Annotated in this window: 19 protein-coding genes; 13 read left to right on the plus strand and 6 right to left on the minus strand. The window is 69.9% G+C overall.

The genetic code is table 11. The annotated features are described in order from the left end of the window. Nucleotides 1-56: 56 nt before the first annotated feature. The 4 genes from OG766_RS19805 to OG766_RS19820 all read left to right on the plus strand — a co-directional run bounded on the left by OG766_RS19805 (nt 57) and on the right by OG766_RS19820 (nt 1,641). Entirely contained in the window at nt 57-440 is a 384-nt protein-coding gene (locus tag OG766_RS19805) for a VOC family protein (protein WP_328725897.1), read from the plus strand. A gap of 4 nt (nt 441-444) precedes the next feature. Further along, nucleotides 445-795: an ArsR/SmtB family transcription factor gene (locus OG766_RS19810; protein WP_266381147.1), complete on the plus strand. Its 351-nt coding sequence runs from the start codon at nt 445-447 to the stop codon at nt 793-795. Beyond that, nucleotides 792-1,298 (plus strand): SRPBCC family protein, encoded by a 507-nt coding sequence (locus tag OG766_RS19815; RefSeq protein WP_328725898.1) that lies wholly within the window; start codon nt 792-794, stop codon nt 1,296-1,298. Before OG766_RS19810 ends, OG766_RS19815 begins: the two co-directional genes overlap by 4 nt. A 109-nt stretch (nt 1,299-1,407) precedes the next feature. Continuing rightward, nucleotides 1,408-1,641, plus strand: coding sequence for a DUF397 domain-containing protein (locus OG766_RS19820; RefSeq protein ID WP_266381149.1), 234 nt, complete (start codon nt 1,408-1,410; stop codon nt 1,639-1,641). Nucleotides 1,642-1,750: 109 nt separating this feature from the next. Here OG766_RS19820 and OG766_RS19825 read toward each other — a convergent pair whose 3' ends face one another. Then, nucleotides 1,751-2,236, minus strand: coding sequence for an ATP-binding protein (locus OG766_RS19825; protein ID WP_266381150.1), 486 nt, complete (start codon nt 2,234-2,236; stop codon nt 1,751-1,753). A gap of 373 nt (nt 2,237-2,609) precedes the next feature. Between OG766_RS19825 and OG766_RS19830 the strand changes: the two genes are divergently transcribed. From OG766_RS19830 to OG766_RS19860, 7 genes are all read left to right on the plus strand, one after another. After that, the gene (locus tag OG766_RS19830; protein WP_266384307.1) at nt 2,610-3,443 is read left to right on the plus strand and encodes a helix-turn-helix domain-containing protein; all 834 of its coding nucleotides are present in this window, start codon (nt 2,610-2,612) and stop codon (nt 3,441-3,443) included. A 79-nt stretch (nt 3,444-3,522) separates the two neighbouring features. Beyond that, on the plus strand, nt 3,523-4,983 hold the full coding sequence (locus OG766_RS19835; RefSeq protein ID WP_266381151.1) for an aldehyde dehydrogenase family protein: 1,461 nt from the start codon (nt 3,523-3,525) through the stop codon (nt 4,981-4,983). Between the two features lie 130 nt (nt 4,984-5,113). Further along, nucleotides 5,114-5,653 (plus strand): DinB family protein, encoded by a 540-nt coding sequence (locus OG766_RS19840; RefSeq protein ID WP_266381152.1) that lies wholly within the window; start codon nt 5,114-5,116, stop codon nt 5,651-5,653. 3 nt (nt 5,654-5,656) lie between these two features. Then, a complete protein-coding gene (locus tag OG766_RS19845; protein WP_266381153.1) occupies nt 5,657-5,878 on the plus strand; it encodes a hypothetical protein in 222 nt (73 codons plus the stop codon). A 67-nt stretch (nt 5,879-5,945) separates the two neighbouring features. Continuing rightward, nucleotides 5,946-6,587 (plus strand): PadR family transcriptional regulator, encoded by a 642-nt coding sequence (locus tag OG766_RS19850; protein ID WP_266381154.1) that lies wholly within the window; start codon nt 5,946-5,948, stop codon nt 6,585-6,587. 96 nt (nt 6,588-6,683) lie between these two features. Beyond that, a complete protein-coding gene (locus OG766_RS19855) occupies nt 6,684-7,613 on the plus strand; it encodes an ATP-binding cassette domain-containing protein (RefSeq protein WP_266381155.1) in 930 nt (309 codons plus the stop codon). A 29-nt stretch (nt 7,614-7,642) separates the two neighbouring features. Beyond that, nucleotides 7,643-8,386, plus strand: a complete 744-nt coding sequence (locus OG766_RS19860) for an ABC transporter permease (protein WP_266384310.1) — start codon at nt 7,643-7,645, stop codon at nt 8,384-8,386. A 51-nt stretch (nt 8,387-8,437) separates the two neighbouring features. On the opposite strand, the gene OG766_RS19865 is transcribed toward OG766_RS19860, so the two are convergent. From OG766_RS19865 to OG766_RS19875, 3 genes are all read right to left on the minus strand, one after another. Then, complete coding sequence (locus tag OG766_RS19865) at nt 8,438-9,877, minus strand: glutamate decarboxylase (protein ID WP_266381156.1); 1,440 nt, start codon at nt 9,875-9,877, stop codon at nt 8,438-8,440. Between the two features lie 23 nt (nt 9,878-9,900). Continuing rightward, nucleotides 9,901-11,181, minus strand: coding sequence for an ion channel protein (locus tag OG766_RS19870; RefSeq protein ID WP_443045515.1), 1,281 nt, complete (start codon nt 11,179-11,181; stop codon nt 9,901-9,903). Nucleotides 11,182-11,251: 70 nt separating this feature from the next. Continuing rightward, nucleotides 11,252-11,617: a YbjQ family protein gene (locus tag OG766_RS19875; protein ID WP_328725900.1), complete on the minus strand. Its 366-nt coding sequence runs from the start codon at nt 11,615-11,617 to the stop codon at nt 11,252-11,254. A 131-nt stretch (nt 11,618-11,748) separates the two neighbouring features. Here OG766_RS19875 and OG766_RS19880 point away from each other — a divergent pair, with 131 nt between their 5' ends. Continuing rightward, a complete protein-coding gene (locus OG766_RS19880) occupies nt 11,749-12,441 on the plus strand; it encodes a DedA family protein (protein WP_266381159.1) in 693 nt (230 codons plus the stop codon). A gap of 47 nt (nt 12,442-12,488) precedes the next feature. On the opposite strand, the gene OG766_RS19885 is transcribed toward OG766_RS19880, so the two are convergent. Beyond that, nucleotides 12,489-14,138 (minus strand): threonine/serine ThrE exporter family protein, encoded by a 1,650-nt coding sequence (locus OG766_RS19885; RefSeq protein ID WP_266381160.1) that lies wholly within the window; start codon nt 14,136-14,138, stop codon nt 12,489-12,491. Nucleotides 14,139-14,244: 106 nt separating this feature from the next. Then, nucleotides 14,245-14,739: an inorganic diphosphatase gene (locus OG766_RS19890; RefSeq protein WP_108151010.1), complete on the minus strand. Its 495-nt coding sequence runs from the start codon at nt 14,737-14,739 to the stop codon at nt 14,245-14,247. Between the two features lie 112 nt (nt 14,740-14,851). On the opposite strand from OG766_RS19890, the gene dacB reads away from it, so the two are divergent. Continuing rightward, nucleotides 14,852-16,285: a D-alanyl-D-alanine carboxypeptidase/D-alanyl-D-alanine endopeptidase gene (dacB, locus tag OG766_RS19895; RefSeq protein ID WP_328725901.1), complete on the plus strand. Its 1,434-nt coding sequence runs from the start codon at nt 14,852-14,854 to the stop codon at nt 16,283-16,285. Nucleotides 16,286-16,380 lie beyond the last annotated feature (95 nt).

Here is a 16,380-nt window from a genome sequence, read left to right on the forward strand (position 1 = left end):
GGTAGGCGTTTCCCTACGCTTGACGCGTAGGGAAACGCCTACCTATCGTTGATGGCATGACCATCACCCATGCCTCCTTCGTCACGCTCCCGGTCTCCGACCAGGACCGTGCCCTCGCCTTCTACACGGACGTCCTCGGTTTCGAGGTCACCGCCGATCGTCGGATGCCCCCCGGCCGGTGGCTGCAGGTCGCACCCGAGGGCGCGCAGACCGTCTTCACGCTCTCCGGACCTGGCATGGGCGGTTTCGAGCCCGGATCGGCACGGGGGATCATGTTGGTCACGACCGATGTCGACGCCGACTGTGCGAAGCTCGCCGCGGCCGGGGTCACGGTGGACGGGCCCAACGACGTGCCGTGGGGGCGGATGGCAGGCTTCACCGACCCCGACGGCAACGGTCTGATGCTGCTGACGGAGAACGACGGGGCGGAGGGAGCCTGACCCGATGACTGCGACCGGTGTCCGCGAACAGGCTGAGGACCGCATCTTCGCCGCGCTCGCGAACACCACCCGGCGCGAAGTGCTGCGGCTGCTCCGCGAGGGCGGACCCCAGCCGGTCCAGGTCCTCGCCGACCACTTCGACATGCGCCGCCCGAGCCTCTCGGAACACCTCAAGGTGCTCCGGGAGGCCGGACTCGTGTCCGAGGAGCGCTCCGGCAGGCAGCGTATCTACCGCCTCGAGGCCGCTCCGCTCGCCGGTGTATCCGACTGGCTCCATCCGTACGAGCGGTTCTGGCGCGACCGTCTCAAGGGTCTCGGCGAACTGCTGGACCGGATGCCCGACGATGAGGCATGAGTTCCGATCGTGACGACGACCCCACCACCATCAGGGTCGACCAGTTCCTGGCCCATCCGCCGGCCAAGGTCTGGCGTGCGCTGGCCGAGCCCGAGCTCATCGCCCAGTGGCTGATGCCCGGTGCCTTCAGGCTCGAGGTGGGTCACCGCTACACGATGCGGACGCTGCCCAGGCCCGGTACGAACTTCTCCGGCACGGTCGAGGCCGAGGTCCTGGCCTTCGAAAGGGAGCGGATGCTCCGCATCCGCTGGGTCGACCGGCAGTCCGCAGGTGAGAACGCGCGTGCAGCCGGACAGAACGCCGGACAGAACGCCGCGGACTGGACAATCACCTGGACCTTGGATCCGGAAGGGCGTGGAACGCGTCTCTTCCTCGTACACGAGGGTTTCGATCCTGACGACCCGGCGCAGATGAGGGCACGGAAGATCATGGGCGGCGGCTGGCGTGGCCGCGTGATGGTGGCACTGGAGGAGGTCCTGGGCGAGAGCGGGCCCGGGCTGTAATCGAGGGACCACCCCGCGTGCACGTGCATCTGCTCATGCATCCACATATGAACAGAGCTATGATCCGAGACAGTTGACACCTGCACCTTTGTAACTCGGGGAGCGTCCTGTGCACGACGTGTACAACGGCATGGCGGCCACAGAGCTTCACGGAGTCGTCTGGCAGAAGAGCAGGCACAGCAACTCACAGGGATCGTGCGTGGAGTTCGCGAAACTACCCGGCGGGAACGTCGCGGTACGCAACTCGCGCTTCCCGGAAGGACCGGCGCTCGTCTATACACCGGCCGAGATAGAGGCACTGCTGCTGGGGGTGAAGGACGGGGAGTTCGATCACCTCGTCTAAGCCTGCTCCACGGGACAGCACGGTGCGGCCGGCTCCTCAGGGGGCAGGCCGCACGCTCGACTCACTCGGCTCCCGGCTCATTCGGCCACCGGCTCGCCCGGCTCCCGGCTCACTCCGTGGGCAGGAGGAACAGCGCCCAGACGACCTTCCCGGTCAGCGGCCCCGCGAGCGGGTGCCAGCCCCAGCTGTCGCTGAAGGAGTCGACCAGGAACAGCCCCCGGCCGCACTCGGCGGAATCCTCCGCCTCGCCCGCGACGGGGCTCTCCTCGCTGGGGTCGCGCACGGCGCACACCAGCCGGCCCGTCCAGCGCATCAAGTGCAGCCGCACAGGGGGCTCCTGGCCACGCGGGGTGTCCGCGGGCAGGGCGTGCCGCAACGCGTTGGTGACGAGTTCGGACACGACGAGTGCGACGTCGTCGAAGCGTTCGTCGAGCTCCCACTGGGTCAGCGTTCTGCTGGTGAACTTCCGGGCACCGCGTACGGCTTCGTAACGGGCGGGGAGGGCGCAGGAGGCTGAGCTGGACACGGCCGCGGGATCGATCGGCGGAAGGCCCTGCCGTAACGGCTCGAGCATGGTCGATCCATTCGTTCCCATGCGAGGCACTCCCGGGAATCGCGGCTGTGACGCTACAACACGAACGAGCACGAACGAGTACGCAGGTGCGCGGGGTCCATGGTTCCGAATGCGTACATCAGATGCAAGGGCAGATGCACGTGCACGCGCCGGACCTGTCCGAACCCGTGCCGGTTCACACTCATATCTTCCGTGTGCTTCTTGCGCGCCCTTCCCAAAGGCCTCCTCTTTCTGTAATCGATTGAGTACGGGCTGAAGCGTTTTGGTGGCAGAATCCGGGGCTCGGGGTTCGGGGGTGCTCCGAGAACCGATGGCGATGGGGAGGGTTGGAGACGTGACAGCAGCGGAGTCGTGGGGCTACCCCCGGGCCGATGGCCCTGGCGGAGGTTCAGTGGTGCGCCGCATCCTGCTGGGCTCACAGCTGAGGCGGCTTCGTGAGTCGCGAGGCATCACCCGTGAGGCCGCGGGCTACTCGATCCGCGCCTCCGAATCCAAGATCAGTCGTATGGAGTTGGGACGGGTGAGCTTCAAGGCCAGGGACGTCGAGGACCTCCTCACCCTGTACGGCGTCACGGACGATGCCGAGCGCGGCTCGCTGCTCGGGCTGGCCAAGGAGGCCAACGTCGCGGGCTGGTGGCACAGCTACGGCGATGTGCTGCCCGGCTGGTTCCAGACGTACATCGGCCTGGAGGGCGCCGCCTCGCTCATCCGGATCTACGAGGTCCAGTTCGTTCACGGCCTGCTGCAGACCGAGGCGTACGCCCACGCCGTCGTCGCGCGCGGCATGCCCGGGGCGCCGAGCGCCGAGATCGACCGCCGGGTCGCGCTGCGTCTGGAGCGCCAGAAGGCGCTGGTCTCCGAGCGCGCCCCCCGCTTCCACGCCGTCCTGGACGAGGCCGCGCTGCGCCGTCCCTACGGCGACCGGGCCGTCATGCAGGGCCAGTTGCGGCACCTGATCGAGGTCTCCGAGCAGTCGAACATCACGCTCCAGGTCATGCCGTTCAGCTTCGGCGGCCACGCGGGCGAGTCCGGCGCCTTCACGATGCTCCGCTTCCCGGAGTCGGACCTCTCCGACATCGTCTATCTGGAGCAGCTGACCAGCGCGCTGTACCTCGACAAGCGCGAGGAAGTCGCGCAGTACGAAAGGGTGATGGAGCGCCTCCAGGAGGACAGCCCCGGGCCGGCCGAGAGCCGGGACCTTCTCCGTGGTCTACTCCAACTCACCTGACCGGCCAGTACGATGACGTGACATCAGGCTCACTGGTATCTGCACATGCATCTGCTTCCGCGGCCGGTAAAGGGATCTCATGTCCTCCTTCTTCAGCGATCTGGCACTCCAGTACATAGATGGTGAGTGGCGCCCGGGGAGCGGTTCCTGGGACATCATCGACTTCAACCCGTACAACGAGGAGAAGCTCGCCTCGATCACCGTGGCCACGGCCCACGAGGTCGACCAGGCCTACCGGGCGGCTGAGCGTGCGCAGAAGGAGTGGGCCGCCACCAACCCGTATGCGCGACGGGCGGTCTTCGAGCGGGCCCTGAGGATCATCGAGGACCGCGAGGAGGAGATCTCGGAGGCGATCGTCGCCGAGCTGGGCGGCACCCGTGTGAAGGCGGGCTTCGAGCTGCACCTCGCCAAGGAGTTCCTGCGCGAGGCGGTCCAGCTGTCGCTGCGCCCCGAGGGCCGCATCCTCCCGTCGCCCGTCGACGGCAAGGAGAACCGGGTCTACCGGCTCCCCGTCGGTGTCGTCGGCGTCATCAGCCCGTTCAACTTCCCCTTCCTCCTGTCGATCAAGTCGGTCGCCCCCGCGCTGGCGCTCGGGAACGCGGTCGTCCTCAAGCCGCACCAGAACACGCCGATCTGCGGTGGCTCCCTGGTCGCCAAGGTCTTCGAGGACGCGGGACTGCCCGGCGGCCTGCTGAACGTCGTGATCACCGACATCGCGGAGATCGGCGACGCGCTGATAGAGCACCCCGTCCCGAAGGTCATCTCCTTCACCGGCTCCGACCGGGTGGGCCGGCACGTCGCGACCGTGTGCGCGGCCAACTTCAAGCACGCCGTCCTCGAACTGGGCGGCAACAGCGCCTTCATCGTGCTCGACGACGCCGACATCGACTACGCCGTGGACGCCGCGGTCTTCAGCCGCTACGTGCACCAGGGCCAGGTCTGCATGGCGGCCAACCGCATCCTGGTCGACCGCAAGGTGGAGAAGGAGTTCACCGAGAAGCTGGTCGCCAAGGTCCGGACCCTCAAGGTCGGCGACCCCGCGGACCCCGGGACCCACATCGGTCCCCTCATCAACTCCCTGCAGGCCGAGGCCGTGTCGAGCCTGGTCGAGCAGTCCGTCGAGGCAGGCGCGACGGCCCTGCTCCGCGGCCGGACCGAGGGCAATCTGGTCTCCCCGTCCGTGCTGACCGGTCTCGCGCCCGACTCGCCCGTCCTGTCCCAGGAGATCTTCGGTCCTGTGGTGCTCCTCGTGCCGTTCGACGGTGAGGAGGAGGCGGTCCGGATCGCCAACGACACCCCGTACGGGCTCAGCGGCGCCGTGCACACCGGGGACATCGAGCGCGGCGTGGCGCTCGCCCAGCGGATCCACACGGGAATGATCCACATCAACGACTCGACCGTGCACGACGAGCCCATCGTGCCCTTCGGCGGCGAGAAGGCCTCCGGCCTCGGGCGGCTGAACGGCGAGGCGATGGTCGAGGTGTTCACCACCCAGAAGTGGATCTCGGTCCAGCGCGGGCGCTCGATCTTCCCGTTCTGAGAGCCCTCCGGGCACCGAGGAGCGTCCCGAGGACTTGAGGACAGAGGCTGACCGCAAGGGTTCGTAGTGTCGGTGGTGTCAGGGCGGCCGCAACGGCGGCCGCGCCGGTCCCTACCCGAAGGCGGACCCCATGGTCACTCACGTTCCCGCAGAGGCCCACGGCGACGAGCGCGGCGCGCTGCTCAACTTCGTCGAAGCGCAGCGCGGAGCGATCCGCCGCTCGGTGCTCGGCCTGACCGAGGAGCAGGCGGCGAGCCGCCCCAGCGCCAGCGAGCTGTCGCTCTCCGGACTCCTCAAGCACGTCGCGGAGACCGAGCTCAACTGGCTGCGGATGGCGCAGCAGAAGCCGAACGAGCGGCAGCGCACCGAGGAGACCTGGGGCGACAGCTTCCGGCTCGTCGACGGCGAGACGGTCCCCGAGGTCCTGATCTTCTGGGACGGGGTCGCGAAGGAGACCGAGGAGTTCATCCGTTCGGTGCCGAGCCTCGACGACACCTTCCCGCTGCCCGAGGCGCCGTGGTTCCCCAAGGAGGGCCGGGTCTCCATGCGCTGGCTGCTGCTGCATCTGGTCGAGGAGACCGGCCGGCACGCGGGCCACGCGGACATCATCCGCGAGTCGCTGGACGGCAAGGGTGCGTTCGACCTGGTGGCCATGTCGAGCGACGCTTGATGTATGAGTGACGAAGCAGGAGTGGCCCCGATCGTCGTCCACGGTGTCATCCCGGGCGATCCGCCGTTCCGGATGGTGGACATCAACGGGGAGACGGTCGGGACCGCGCACGACATGCTCGACGTGATCCGGCTCGCGCACGCGGCGGGGCTGGATCATCTCGACCTCGACGATCCCGCGTTCGTGCGCTGGGTCGGCGGGGGCAAGTACAAGTGGGTTCCCTGAGCGGGGCCCAGGAACGCCCGAGGGCCGGACGCGTACCCTAGTCAAAGTTGAATAGGAGGGTACGCGCATGTCAGCGATCCGGCTTCTGGTCCTTGGCGCGGTGCGCCAGCACGGCCGCGCGCACGGCTATCAGGTCCGCAACGACCTGGAGTTCTGGGGCGCGCACGAATGGTCGAACGCCAAGCCCGGATCGATCTACCACGCACTCAAACAGATGGCGAAGCAGGGGCTGCTGCACGCTCATGAGATCGCGCCGTCCACGGCCGGCGGTCCGCCGCGCACGGAGTACGAGATCACCGAGAGCGGCACGAAGGAGTTCTTCGCGCTTCTGCGCGAGGCGCTGACCTCGTACGACCAGAAGGTGGACGTGCTCTCGGCGGGGATCGGCTTCATCGTGGACCTGGAGCGGCACGAGGCGGTGGAGCTGCTCCAGGAGCGGGTGCGCAGCATCGAGGAGTGGCGTGCGTCGGTCACCGAGTACTACACCCCTGAGGACGGGCCCGAGTCGCTCGGCCACATCGGCGAGATCATGAACATGTGGGTCCACTCGGCGGACGCCGGTGCGGCCTGGACGCGCGGCCTGATCGAACGGATCGAGGGCGGCGCGTACACCTTCGCGGGGGAGGGCGAGCCCTTCGTGGGGGTTCTCGCGGAGGGGCAGGAGAACCCGTACGCGACAGGTGTCCCGCATGCGGGAGATCAAGCCTAATCAAGTTTGACCAGTGGCGTCCGTGGGTTTACCTTTCCTCGGGTAGTCAAGTTTGACTACGCGATCTCGGGCTGGACCGGAGCGCGGAGGAGACGGATGACGGACGCGATCGTCGTCGAGGGCCTGCACAAGGGATTCGGCGGCAGACAGGCCCTGGACGGGCTCGACCTGGTGGTCGGCAGCGGCACGGTGCACGCGGTGCTCGGGCCGAACGGAGCGGGGAAGACCACGGCGGTACGGATCATGGCGACGCTGCTGCGCCAGGACGCGGGCGTGGTGCGCGTGGCGGGGCACGACGTACGGACACAAGCCGCAGAGGTACGGCGGCGCATAGGCCTGCTCGGGCAGCACGCGGCGGTGGACGAGGAGCTCGGCGGCCGGCAGAACCTGGAGATGTTCGGGCGGCTGCACCACCTGGGCGCGCGGCGGGCGGGGACGCGGGCGGACGAGCTGCTGGAGCGGTTCGGGCTCGCGGACACCGGCCGCAAGGCGGTCAAGCGGTACAGCGGCGGAATGCGACGCCGGCTCGACCTGGCCGCGTCACTGGTCACCGAGCCCCAGGTGCTGTTCCTGGACGAGCCGACGACGGGGCTCGACCCGCGGGGACGTGCCGAGGTGTGGGAGTCGGTGCGCTCACTGGTCGGCGGCGGGACGACCGTTCTGCTCACCACGCAGTATCTGGAGGAGGCGGACCAACTGGCCGACCGCATCTCCGTGATCGACCAGGGGCGGGTCGTCGCGGACGGCACGGCCGACCAGCTCAAGGCGAAACTGGGCGGTGACCGGATCGACGTGGTCCTGCGGGACGCGGCCGACCTGGCGCGCGTCGCCGCCCTGCTGCCCGGTGACGCCGCCGTCGACCAGGACCGGAGGCTGCTGAGCGCGCCGGTCGACGACCGGATGGCGGCGCTGACCGAGACCGTGCGCGCGCTGGAGGAGGCCGGGATCGAAGCCGAGGACATCGCGCTGCGCCGGCCGACCCTCGACGAGGTCTTCCTGCACCTGACGAAGGAGGCCGCGGCGTGAGCACGTACGTCCTGACCGACTCCTGGACCATGACGCGGCGCGAACTGGCCCACTGGGCGCGGCAGCCCGTGGAGGTCCTCGTCGGACTCGCCTTCCCGGTGATGCTGTTGCTGATGTTCGGTCATCTCATCGGCGGCGGGCGCGACGTCGAGGGGGCGTACATCGCCTTTCTCGTCCCCGGGATGCTGGCGCTGACGATGGCCTTCGGCCTCGACGCGACCATGACGGCCGTCACCCAGGACCTCGGCAAGGGAGTGATCGACCGGTTCCGGTCGCTGCCGATGGCGGACTCGGCGGTACTGGTCGGCCGCAGCGTCGCGGATCTGCTCCAGTCGGCGCTGAGCCTGATCGTGATGACCGGTGTCGCCTACGCGATCGGCTGGCGCTGGAACGGCGGATCCGCTGCGCTGCTCGGCGCCTTGGGCCTGCTGCTCCTGCTGCGCTTCGCGATGCTGTGGCTCGGCATCCATCTGGCGATGGTGGCGGGCAGACCGCAGCTGGTGCAGGCCGTGCAGATCCTGATCTGGCCTGCCGGTTTCCTCTCCAACGCGTTCGCCACGCCCGCGTCGATGCCGGGCTGGCTGGGCACGGCGGTCGAGTGGAACCCCCTGTCGGCGACGGCGACCTCGGTACGGGAGCTGTCGGGCATCGCGGCCGGCAGCGGCTCCTGGGCGGCCGAGCACGCCCAGCTTCTGGCGCTCGCCTGGCCGTTGCTGCTGGTCGCGGTGTTCTTCCCGCTGGCGGTGCGCCGCTTCGTACGGCTGAGCCACTAGCTTCCGGGCGGGCGGGGACGCGGCATCTGCCGCGTCCCCGCCCGCGCCGCCTCAGTGGTGGAAGCCGGTCGCCGCCGCCTTGTCCTTGCTCAGCGGGGCGCTCTGCTCCCGCAGGTCGGGCATGATCCGCGCCACGTCCTCCACGAGCAGTTCCGCGAGGTCCGCCGAGAACCCGTTGCGGCAGACGAAGCGGAGGACCGACAGGTCCTCGCGGTTGGGCGGGAAGGTGTACGCGGGGACCAGCCAGCCGTTCTCCCTCAGCCGCCGCGAGACGTCGAAGACGTCGAAGTTCGTGATGTCGGGGGCCGTCGTGACGGCGAAGACCGGCAGCTGGTCACCTCTGGTGAGCAACTGGAAGTCGCCGAGCGCGTCGATCTGTTCGGCCAGGCTTCGAGCCACTTCCCGGGTCGTCTGCTGCACCGCCCGGTAGCCCTCGCGACCGAGCCGCAGGAACGTGTAGTACTGCGCCACGACCTGGGCCCCGGGCCGCGAGAAGTTCAGTGCGAACGTGGGCATGTCGCCGCCGAGATAGTTGACCCGGAACACCAGCTCCTCGGGCAGTTCCTCGGGCGAGCGCCACAGCGCCCAGCCCACACCCGGGTAGACCAGCCCGTACTTGTGGCCCGAGGTGTTGATGGAGGAGACCCGAGGCAGCCGGAAGTCCCAGACCAGGCCCTCGTCCACGAACGGCGCCACCATCGCCCCGGAGGCACCGTCCACATGGACCGGGATGTCCAGGCCCGTGCGCTCCTGGAGCGCGTCCAGTGCCGCGCAGACCTCGGCGACGGGCTCGTACGAGCCGTCGAAGGTGGAGCCCAGGATGGCGACCACCCCGATCGTGTTCTCGTCGCACAGCTCGGCCGCGGCCTGTGGATCGAGGTGGAAGCGGTCTCCCTCCATCGGGACCAGCCGCGGCTCCACCTCCCAGAAGTTGCAGAACTTGTCCCAGCAGACCTGCACGTTGATACCCATGACGAGATTCGGCCTGGCACCGGGACCGGGATACCGCGAGCCCTCCGCCCGGGCCGCGGCCCGCTTCGACCACCGCCGCTTCAGCGCCAGCCCGGCGAGCATGCACGCCTCGCTCGACCCGGTCGTCGAACAGCCCACCGTGGACGACGGGTCCGGCGCGTGCCAGAGGTCGGCGAGCATCGCCACGCACCGCCGCTCCAGCTCCGCCGTCCGCGGGTACTCGTCCTTGTCGATCATGTTCTTGTCGCGGCACTCCGACATCAGCACGGCGGCCTGTGGTTCCATCCACGTCGTGACGAACGTGGCCAGGTTCAGCCGTGAGTTGCCGTCCAGCATCAGCTCGTCATGGACCAGCTGGTACGCCGTCGCGGGTGGCATCGGCCGTTCCGGCAGCCGGTGCCTGGGCGGTGCCGCCATCATGTCGCCGACCGGGTCGGCCGCCCCGTAGAAAGGGTTGATCGAGAGCCTGCGCAGCTCCTGGCTGTCCTGGCGGCGTTTGCCGCCCTTGTGCAGAGCCATGTGTGACTGCCTTTCAGCGTCGTTCAGCGCAATGGGGTGCCGTCGTCGTGGAGTTGCATCTGGGGCCGTCCGGTCACCAGCAGCCAGGCCGGGAGCAGGGCGACGCACAGCAGCGGGAGCACATGCGGGTCGGCGGCGAGGATCGCCGCCGTGAACAGGCTCAGCCAGCCCTGCCGGGTCACGGCCAGCAGCACCCCGAGCACCGAGCACACCACCGCGAGCGTCGGATGTACCTCGGGTACGAGCGCACTCACCCCGAGGCCGAGGGCCACCCCCACGAAGATGCTCGGGAAGATCCGGCCGCCCCGGAATCCGCACGCCGCCGCGACCGTGAGCGCGGCCACCTTGACGACCGTCATCAGCGCGAACTGCCCGGACGACCAGCCCGAGGGGTCCGCCGCCAGCGTCTTCACCTCGGAGAGCCCCTTGAAGAGCGTCAGCTGCCCGCCGAGCGCCCCGAGCAGCCCCAGCACGAGTCCGCCTGCGGTGAGCGCCAGTACGGGGTGCCCGAGCCGCTTGAAGGCGGCGTGGAGGTACGGGAAGGCGTAGACGGCCGCCATTCCCACCAGCGCGCCCAGTGACGAGACCACCAGCGCCGCGGGCACATCGCCCCATCGTGATCCGCTGAACGCCGGCAGCGCCAGATCGAACGTCGGGTGGGCGATCAGCACCGTCGTCAGCGCGCCGGCGCCGCCCGCGATGAGCGGGGCGAACAGCTTGTTCCACAGCGCGCCGGGTGCCGGCCGCGCGGCGAGCGCCTCGGTGAGGATCAGTGCGGCCGCCACCGGTGTGCCGAAGAGCGCCCCGACCGTCCCCGCGGCCGCCAGTGCCGCCCAGAGGTCCGCGTCCGTGCCGCGTATCGCCCTGCCGCCCAGCCAGGCCGCGAGTGCGATGTTCGCGGCCGTGATGGGGTTCTCGGGCCCCAGGCTCACCCCGCCCGCGAGCCCGAGGATCGCCGCCAGCAGCAGGCTCGGCACCACCCTGGCGGGCAGCGGTGGGTCGACGAGTCCCATCGTGGCCGGATCGGGACCGGCGTGCCCGTACACCTTCCACACCACGAGCCCCACCGCGAGGCCGGTGGCCGTGAGCACGGTGATCACCCAGAGGACCGAGTAGCGGCCGATGCCGAGCGCGTCGGGCAGAACCTCCCACAGGACGTCCTTGAGCTGGTCCGAGAGCTCGGTGAGCCCCAGCAGGAGCAGGCTCGACGCGATGCCGACGACGAACGCCGGGACGATCAGCGGCAGCAGGGCGCGCGCCGGGGTGGCTGCCGGGGCGTGCTCGGTCGTCGTCACGGGCCTCACGATAACGGCCCAAATCGTGCATATGGCGCGTAATCAAAGGGTGTGCACGGCACGTGGCGTGGGGCTGCCGTCAGGTTCGCGCGATCACCACCGCGGTCCCGTACGCGCACACCTCCGTGCCCACGTCCGCCGCCTCCGTCACGTCGAAGCGGAACATCAGCACCGCGTTGGCGCCCCGCGAGCGTGCCTGCTCGACCAGTCGCTCCATCGCCTGATTGCGGGTCTCCACAAGGGTCTTCGTCAGACCCTTCAGCTCACCGCCGATCATCGACTTCAGGCCGGCGCCGATCTGGCTGCCGAGATGCCGCGAACGCACCGTCAGCCCGAAGACCTCACCGATCACCTGCTCCACCCGGAACCCCGGGATGTCGTTCGTTGTGACGACCAGCACATCGGCGTTCGGGCCCTGCCCACCGCCGTAATCCTCGATACCCATGGCCACAGCCTTGTGGCCATCCGTTCACCCCGCATCCGGAGAGGGCAGGTGGAACCGGCCGCCCCGCCGATGCGTTGATAGTTTTGGGCAGCCGCCACGCCGACGACTATCACCACAGGAGCCCGGACCTCGTGAACACCCTTGCGCTCGGACCGAGCTGGCTGGACCCGGACTATCTGATCACCACCTTCGGGCTGATCGGTGTACTCATCATCGTGTTCGCCGAGTCCGGTCTGCTGATCGGGTTCTTCCTGCCCGGCGACTCGCTGCTGTTCACGACAGGTCTGCTGGTCACGACGGGTGTGATCAAGCAGCCCCTGTGGATGGTCTGCGTACTCGTCGTGCTCGCCGCGATCATCGGCGACCAGGTGGGCTATCTCTTCGGCCGGAAGGTCGGCCCCAGCCTCTTCAATCGCCCCGACTCCAAGCTCTTCAAGCAGGAGAACGTGGAGAAGGCGCACGACTTCTTCGAGAAGTACGGCCCGAAGTCCCTGGTCCTCGCCCGCTTCGTGCCGATCGTGCGGACGTTCACGCCGATCGTCGCCGGTGTGAGCCGGATGAACTACCGCTCGTTCATCACGTTCAACATCATCGGCGGTGTGCTCTGGGGCGCGGGTGTGACCCTGCTCGGCGCCGCGCTCGGCAAGGTGGACTTCGTCCACAAGAACATCGAGGCGATCCTCATCGCCATCGTCCTCATCTCGGTGCTCCCGATCGTCATCGAGTTCCTGCGGGCCCGTTCCAAGGGCAAGAAGGCGGCCGCGGCCGCCGACGCGGAGGACGTTCCGCCGTCCGGCCAGCGCGGCCGCCACGCCAAGCGCTGAAGCCGTAGCTCTCCTGCCCCCGGGTCCACGTGGGCCCGGGGGCCCGGTCAGAAGCCGCGTGTGCGCTTGGCCGCGCGGCGGCGGCCCGCAGCCGCGGGGCTGCGCAGGAACATCCGGGCGATCTCACCACCGAGGTTCACGCCGATCGCGATGGCCAGGGCCAGCGCCGCGGCCCTCGCCAGCGAGGCGAAGCCCTGGTCCATGTTGTTCTGCGCGATGTGCAGCACGCCGAAGTACGTGGCGCTACCCGGCAGCAGCGGGCCGATCGCCGCCGTCACGTACGGCAGTGACGAGGTGTGCTGCACACGGGCCAGCAGCTGCCCGAACAGGCCGACCAGCCCGGCCGCCACCGCCGTCGCCAGCACCGACGAGCCACGCGCCGTCACCGCGATCGACGCGAAGATCACCCATGCCACTCCGCCGTTGACTGCTGCGATCAGCACCGTGGAACGGTCCTGCTGGAGCAGTACGGCGAAGGTCAGACACAGCGCCATCGACGCCAGGATCTGCACCACCGGCCGCTCGACGATGCTCAGCGACCCCTCCGGACTGAGGTTCGCCTCGAACTGCACGCCGATGTACAGCACCGTGAGCACTCCGACGACGATCGCCACGAAGAAGTAGGCGACCTCCAGCAGTCGGGCCGACGCCGTGATGTAGAAGCCCGTCAGCCCGTCCTGCACCGCCGCCACCAGAGCCCGTCCCGGGATCAGCGCGAACAGCCCACCGGTGATGACCGCGGACGGCCGCAGGTCCGTGTGGAGCGCGCTGAGCGCCACCCCCATCGCGGCCGGCGGCATCGCCGCCACCACGAACTGGTAGAACTCCGGCAGCCCGCGCCCCGCGCACAGCCACGCCAGCCGGTCGCCCAGCATCGCGCCGACCGCCGCCGCCACGAACACCAGCGGGCCACCGCCGACCAGCACGGACGCCGAGCCGGCGAGGACGCCCGCGGCGAGCGTGAGGACCCAGCCGGGGTACGGGTGCCGGTTCCTGCGGATCTCGGCGAGCCGCCGGTAGGCCTCGTCCAGCCTGACGTCGTGGTCCTCGGCGCTGATGTCGGCGACCAGCTGGTAGACGGCCGCCAGCCGGGTGTAGTCGGTGACCCGGCGCCGTACCGTCCGGTTCGCCGTCACCGGATCGTCGACGAGCGACGGCTGGTACGTGATCGACAGCAGGGTGAACGTGACGGTGGGCTCGCAGGCGTCGAGCCCGTACGAGCTCGTGATCGCGAGCATCGCCGCCTCGACGTCCTCGGCGCCCTGACCGCCCGCGAGCAGCAGCTCGCCGATACGCAGCGTCAGGTCGAGCACGCGCGGCACCGCGGGCCCCGACTCGTCGTGCCGCTGGGCGGGCTCCGGCGCCGGCCGCTCGCTGACCGGAATCCGCAGCATCGTGCGCATCCGGTCGTGCCAGGGCGCGTCCTTGGACAGCTGGACCACCGGGATGCCGTGCGCGGGCGTGTACGCCGGCGGGGACGCCTTCGCGCGGTACGTGGACGGCGGCGCGAAGGCCGAGCCCTCGGGTTCGCCCGCCGGCTCCGTGGACAGTCCGTCGGGAACGGCGAACTCGGAGGACGGATGGTCCTCCTCGGGCGGTCCGGGCTGGTCGACACCCTCCGGCGGGGTGAAGGCGCTGTGCGCCTCGTCGGACTGCGGCTTCCGGTCCTCCCCAGGACCTTCCGGCTCCGCAACCACGCTCTACCGTCTCCTCGCGTTCGTGTACGGCGTGTGTGCGCTCAGTATGCGACGGGCGGTGCACCCCGTGTGGGGTGCACCGCCCGTTACGTCTGCCGGGGGCGCGTCAGTGCGCGCCGCCCTGCGCCTCAAGACGCTTGTAGGAGGCCTCGATCTCCGCCTCGGCCTCGGTGCGGCCCACCCAGTTCGCGCCCTCGACGGACTTGCCCGGCTCCAGGTCCTTGTAGACCTCGAAGAAGTGCTGGATCTCCAGGCGGTCGAACTCCGACACGTGGTGGATGTCCCGCAGGTGCTCCACGCGCGGGTCGGAGGCCGGGACGCACAGCAGCTTGTCGTCGCCGCCGGCCTCGTCCGTCATCCGGAACATGCCGATGGCGCGGCACTTGATCAGGCAGCCGGGGAACGTGGGCTCGTCCAGGATGACCAGGGCGTCCAGCGGGTCGCCGTCCTCGCCCAGGGTGTTCTCGACGAAGCCGTAGTCGGCCGGGTAGCTCGTCGAGGTGAAGAGGCGACGGTCCAGACGGATCCGGCCGGTCTCGTGGTCCACCTCGTACTTGTTCCGCGACCCCTTCGGGATCTCGATGGTGACGTCGAACTCCACGGGTGGCACTCCTCCATGATCAACACATATGTAGGTGACGCGGCTATCCGCTATCCGCAGTGATTAAGTGTCCCCTACGCAGGTGGGTGATCGCGAAAGGGGCTGGTCAAGGGTGCCCGACCGAGGAACATGGCAGTTCACGGCAGGTGCGGCCGTGATCGGCCTGGCCATCGCGGCCGCGGCGGTGACCGCGGCCGGTCCCTGGGACTCCGGTCAGCGTAAGGCCGAGCGTGACCGCGCGGCTTCCCTGGGCCGTACAGGTGGCACACATCACCAGGCGCCGGGACGGGGCGTGGACGCGGCGGAAGCGCCCGGGCCCGCGCCCGCGCCGAGCGCCCCCGGCGTACTCGCCGCCGCGCCCGCCCCCGTCACCCGGTCCGACACCGGGCCCGCCGACCCGCCCGCCACGTCGTCCGCCTCCGTGGCCAAGGTCCTCGCCCCGCTGCTGGACGACCCGGCGCTCGGACCGGTCCGTACCGCCTCGGTCGTGGACGTCGGCACCGGGAAGCAGCTGTACGGGCGTGGCGCGACCACGCCCATGACTCCCGCGTCCACGATCAAGATCGCCACCGCCGCGGCCGTGCTGTCCGCGACCGGCCCCGACCACCGCATCCCCACCACGGTCGTCGCCGCATCCGACTTCCACGGGATCACCCTGGTCGGCGGCGGGGACCCCACCCTCGACATGCCCCGGCTGCGCTCCCTGGCCGACCGCACCGCGCACGCCCTGCGCGACCGTGGCGTCACCACCGTCCGCCTCGCCTACGACACGACGCTCTACAAGGGCCCGGTGGCGCATCCCATCGGCGCCGGCAACGACAACATCGCCCCCGTCACGCCCCTGATGCTCAACGAAGGGCGCCTCGACGACTCGACGGAGGGCAGCGCCGACCGCGGCGCCGATCCGGCGGGCGACGCGGCCCGCGCGTTCGTCGGACTGCTGAGCGAGCGCGGCGTGAACACCGAGGCGGGGCCCACTTCGGCCAAGGCCCCCGCCAAGCCCTTCCCCCTCGCCACGACCCACTCCGCGCCGGTCTCCGCGCTCGTCGAGCGCATGCTGACCAACAGCGACAACGACATCGCCGAGGCACTGGCCCGGCAGACCGCGATCGCCGGGGGCCGGCCGGCGAGCTTCGCCGGGGCGGAGGCCGCCGTCACCGAGCAGCTCAAGCGGCTGAAACTGCCCGTCGCCGGCGCCCGGTTCGCCGACGGCAGCGGGCTCAACCGCGCGGACAAGGTCTCCGCGGCGTTCCTCACCGCCGTCCTGAGCCGAGCCGCCGACCCCGCCCACCCCGAGCTCCGCCCGGTCCTCACCGGACTGCCCATCGCCGGCTTCACCGGCACCCTCAGCGGCCGCTCCTCGGCCGGATCCGCCGGCCTCGTCCGCGCCAAGACCGGCACCCTCAGCCACGTCGACACGCTCGCCGGCACGGTCCTCTCACGCGACGGCCGCCTCCTCGCGTTCGCCTTCCTCGCGGGTGACACCTCCTCCGCCTCCGTCGCCCGCCCGGCCCTGGACCGCCTCGCGGCGGCCCTCGTCGGCTGACGTCAGGCGCTGCCGAGGGCCTGGGGACCACCGGGTGGCGTGAGGTCCGTGACGGCGCCGGGGCAGCCACCGGGGGCCGTCGGCCCCGGCCGCAG

The sequence above is a fragment of the Streptomyces sp. NBC_00259 genome (assembly GCF_036181745.1).
Lineage (GTDB): Bacteria > Actinomycetota > Actinomycetes > Streptomycetales > Streptomycetaceae > Streptomyces > Streptomyces pratisoli.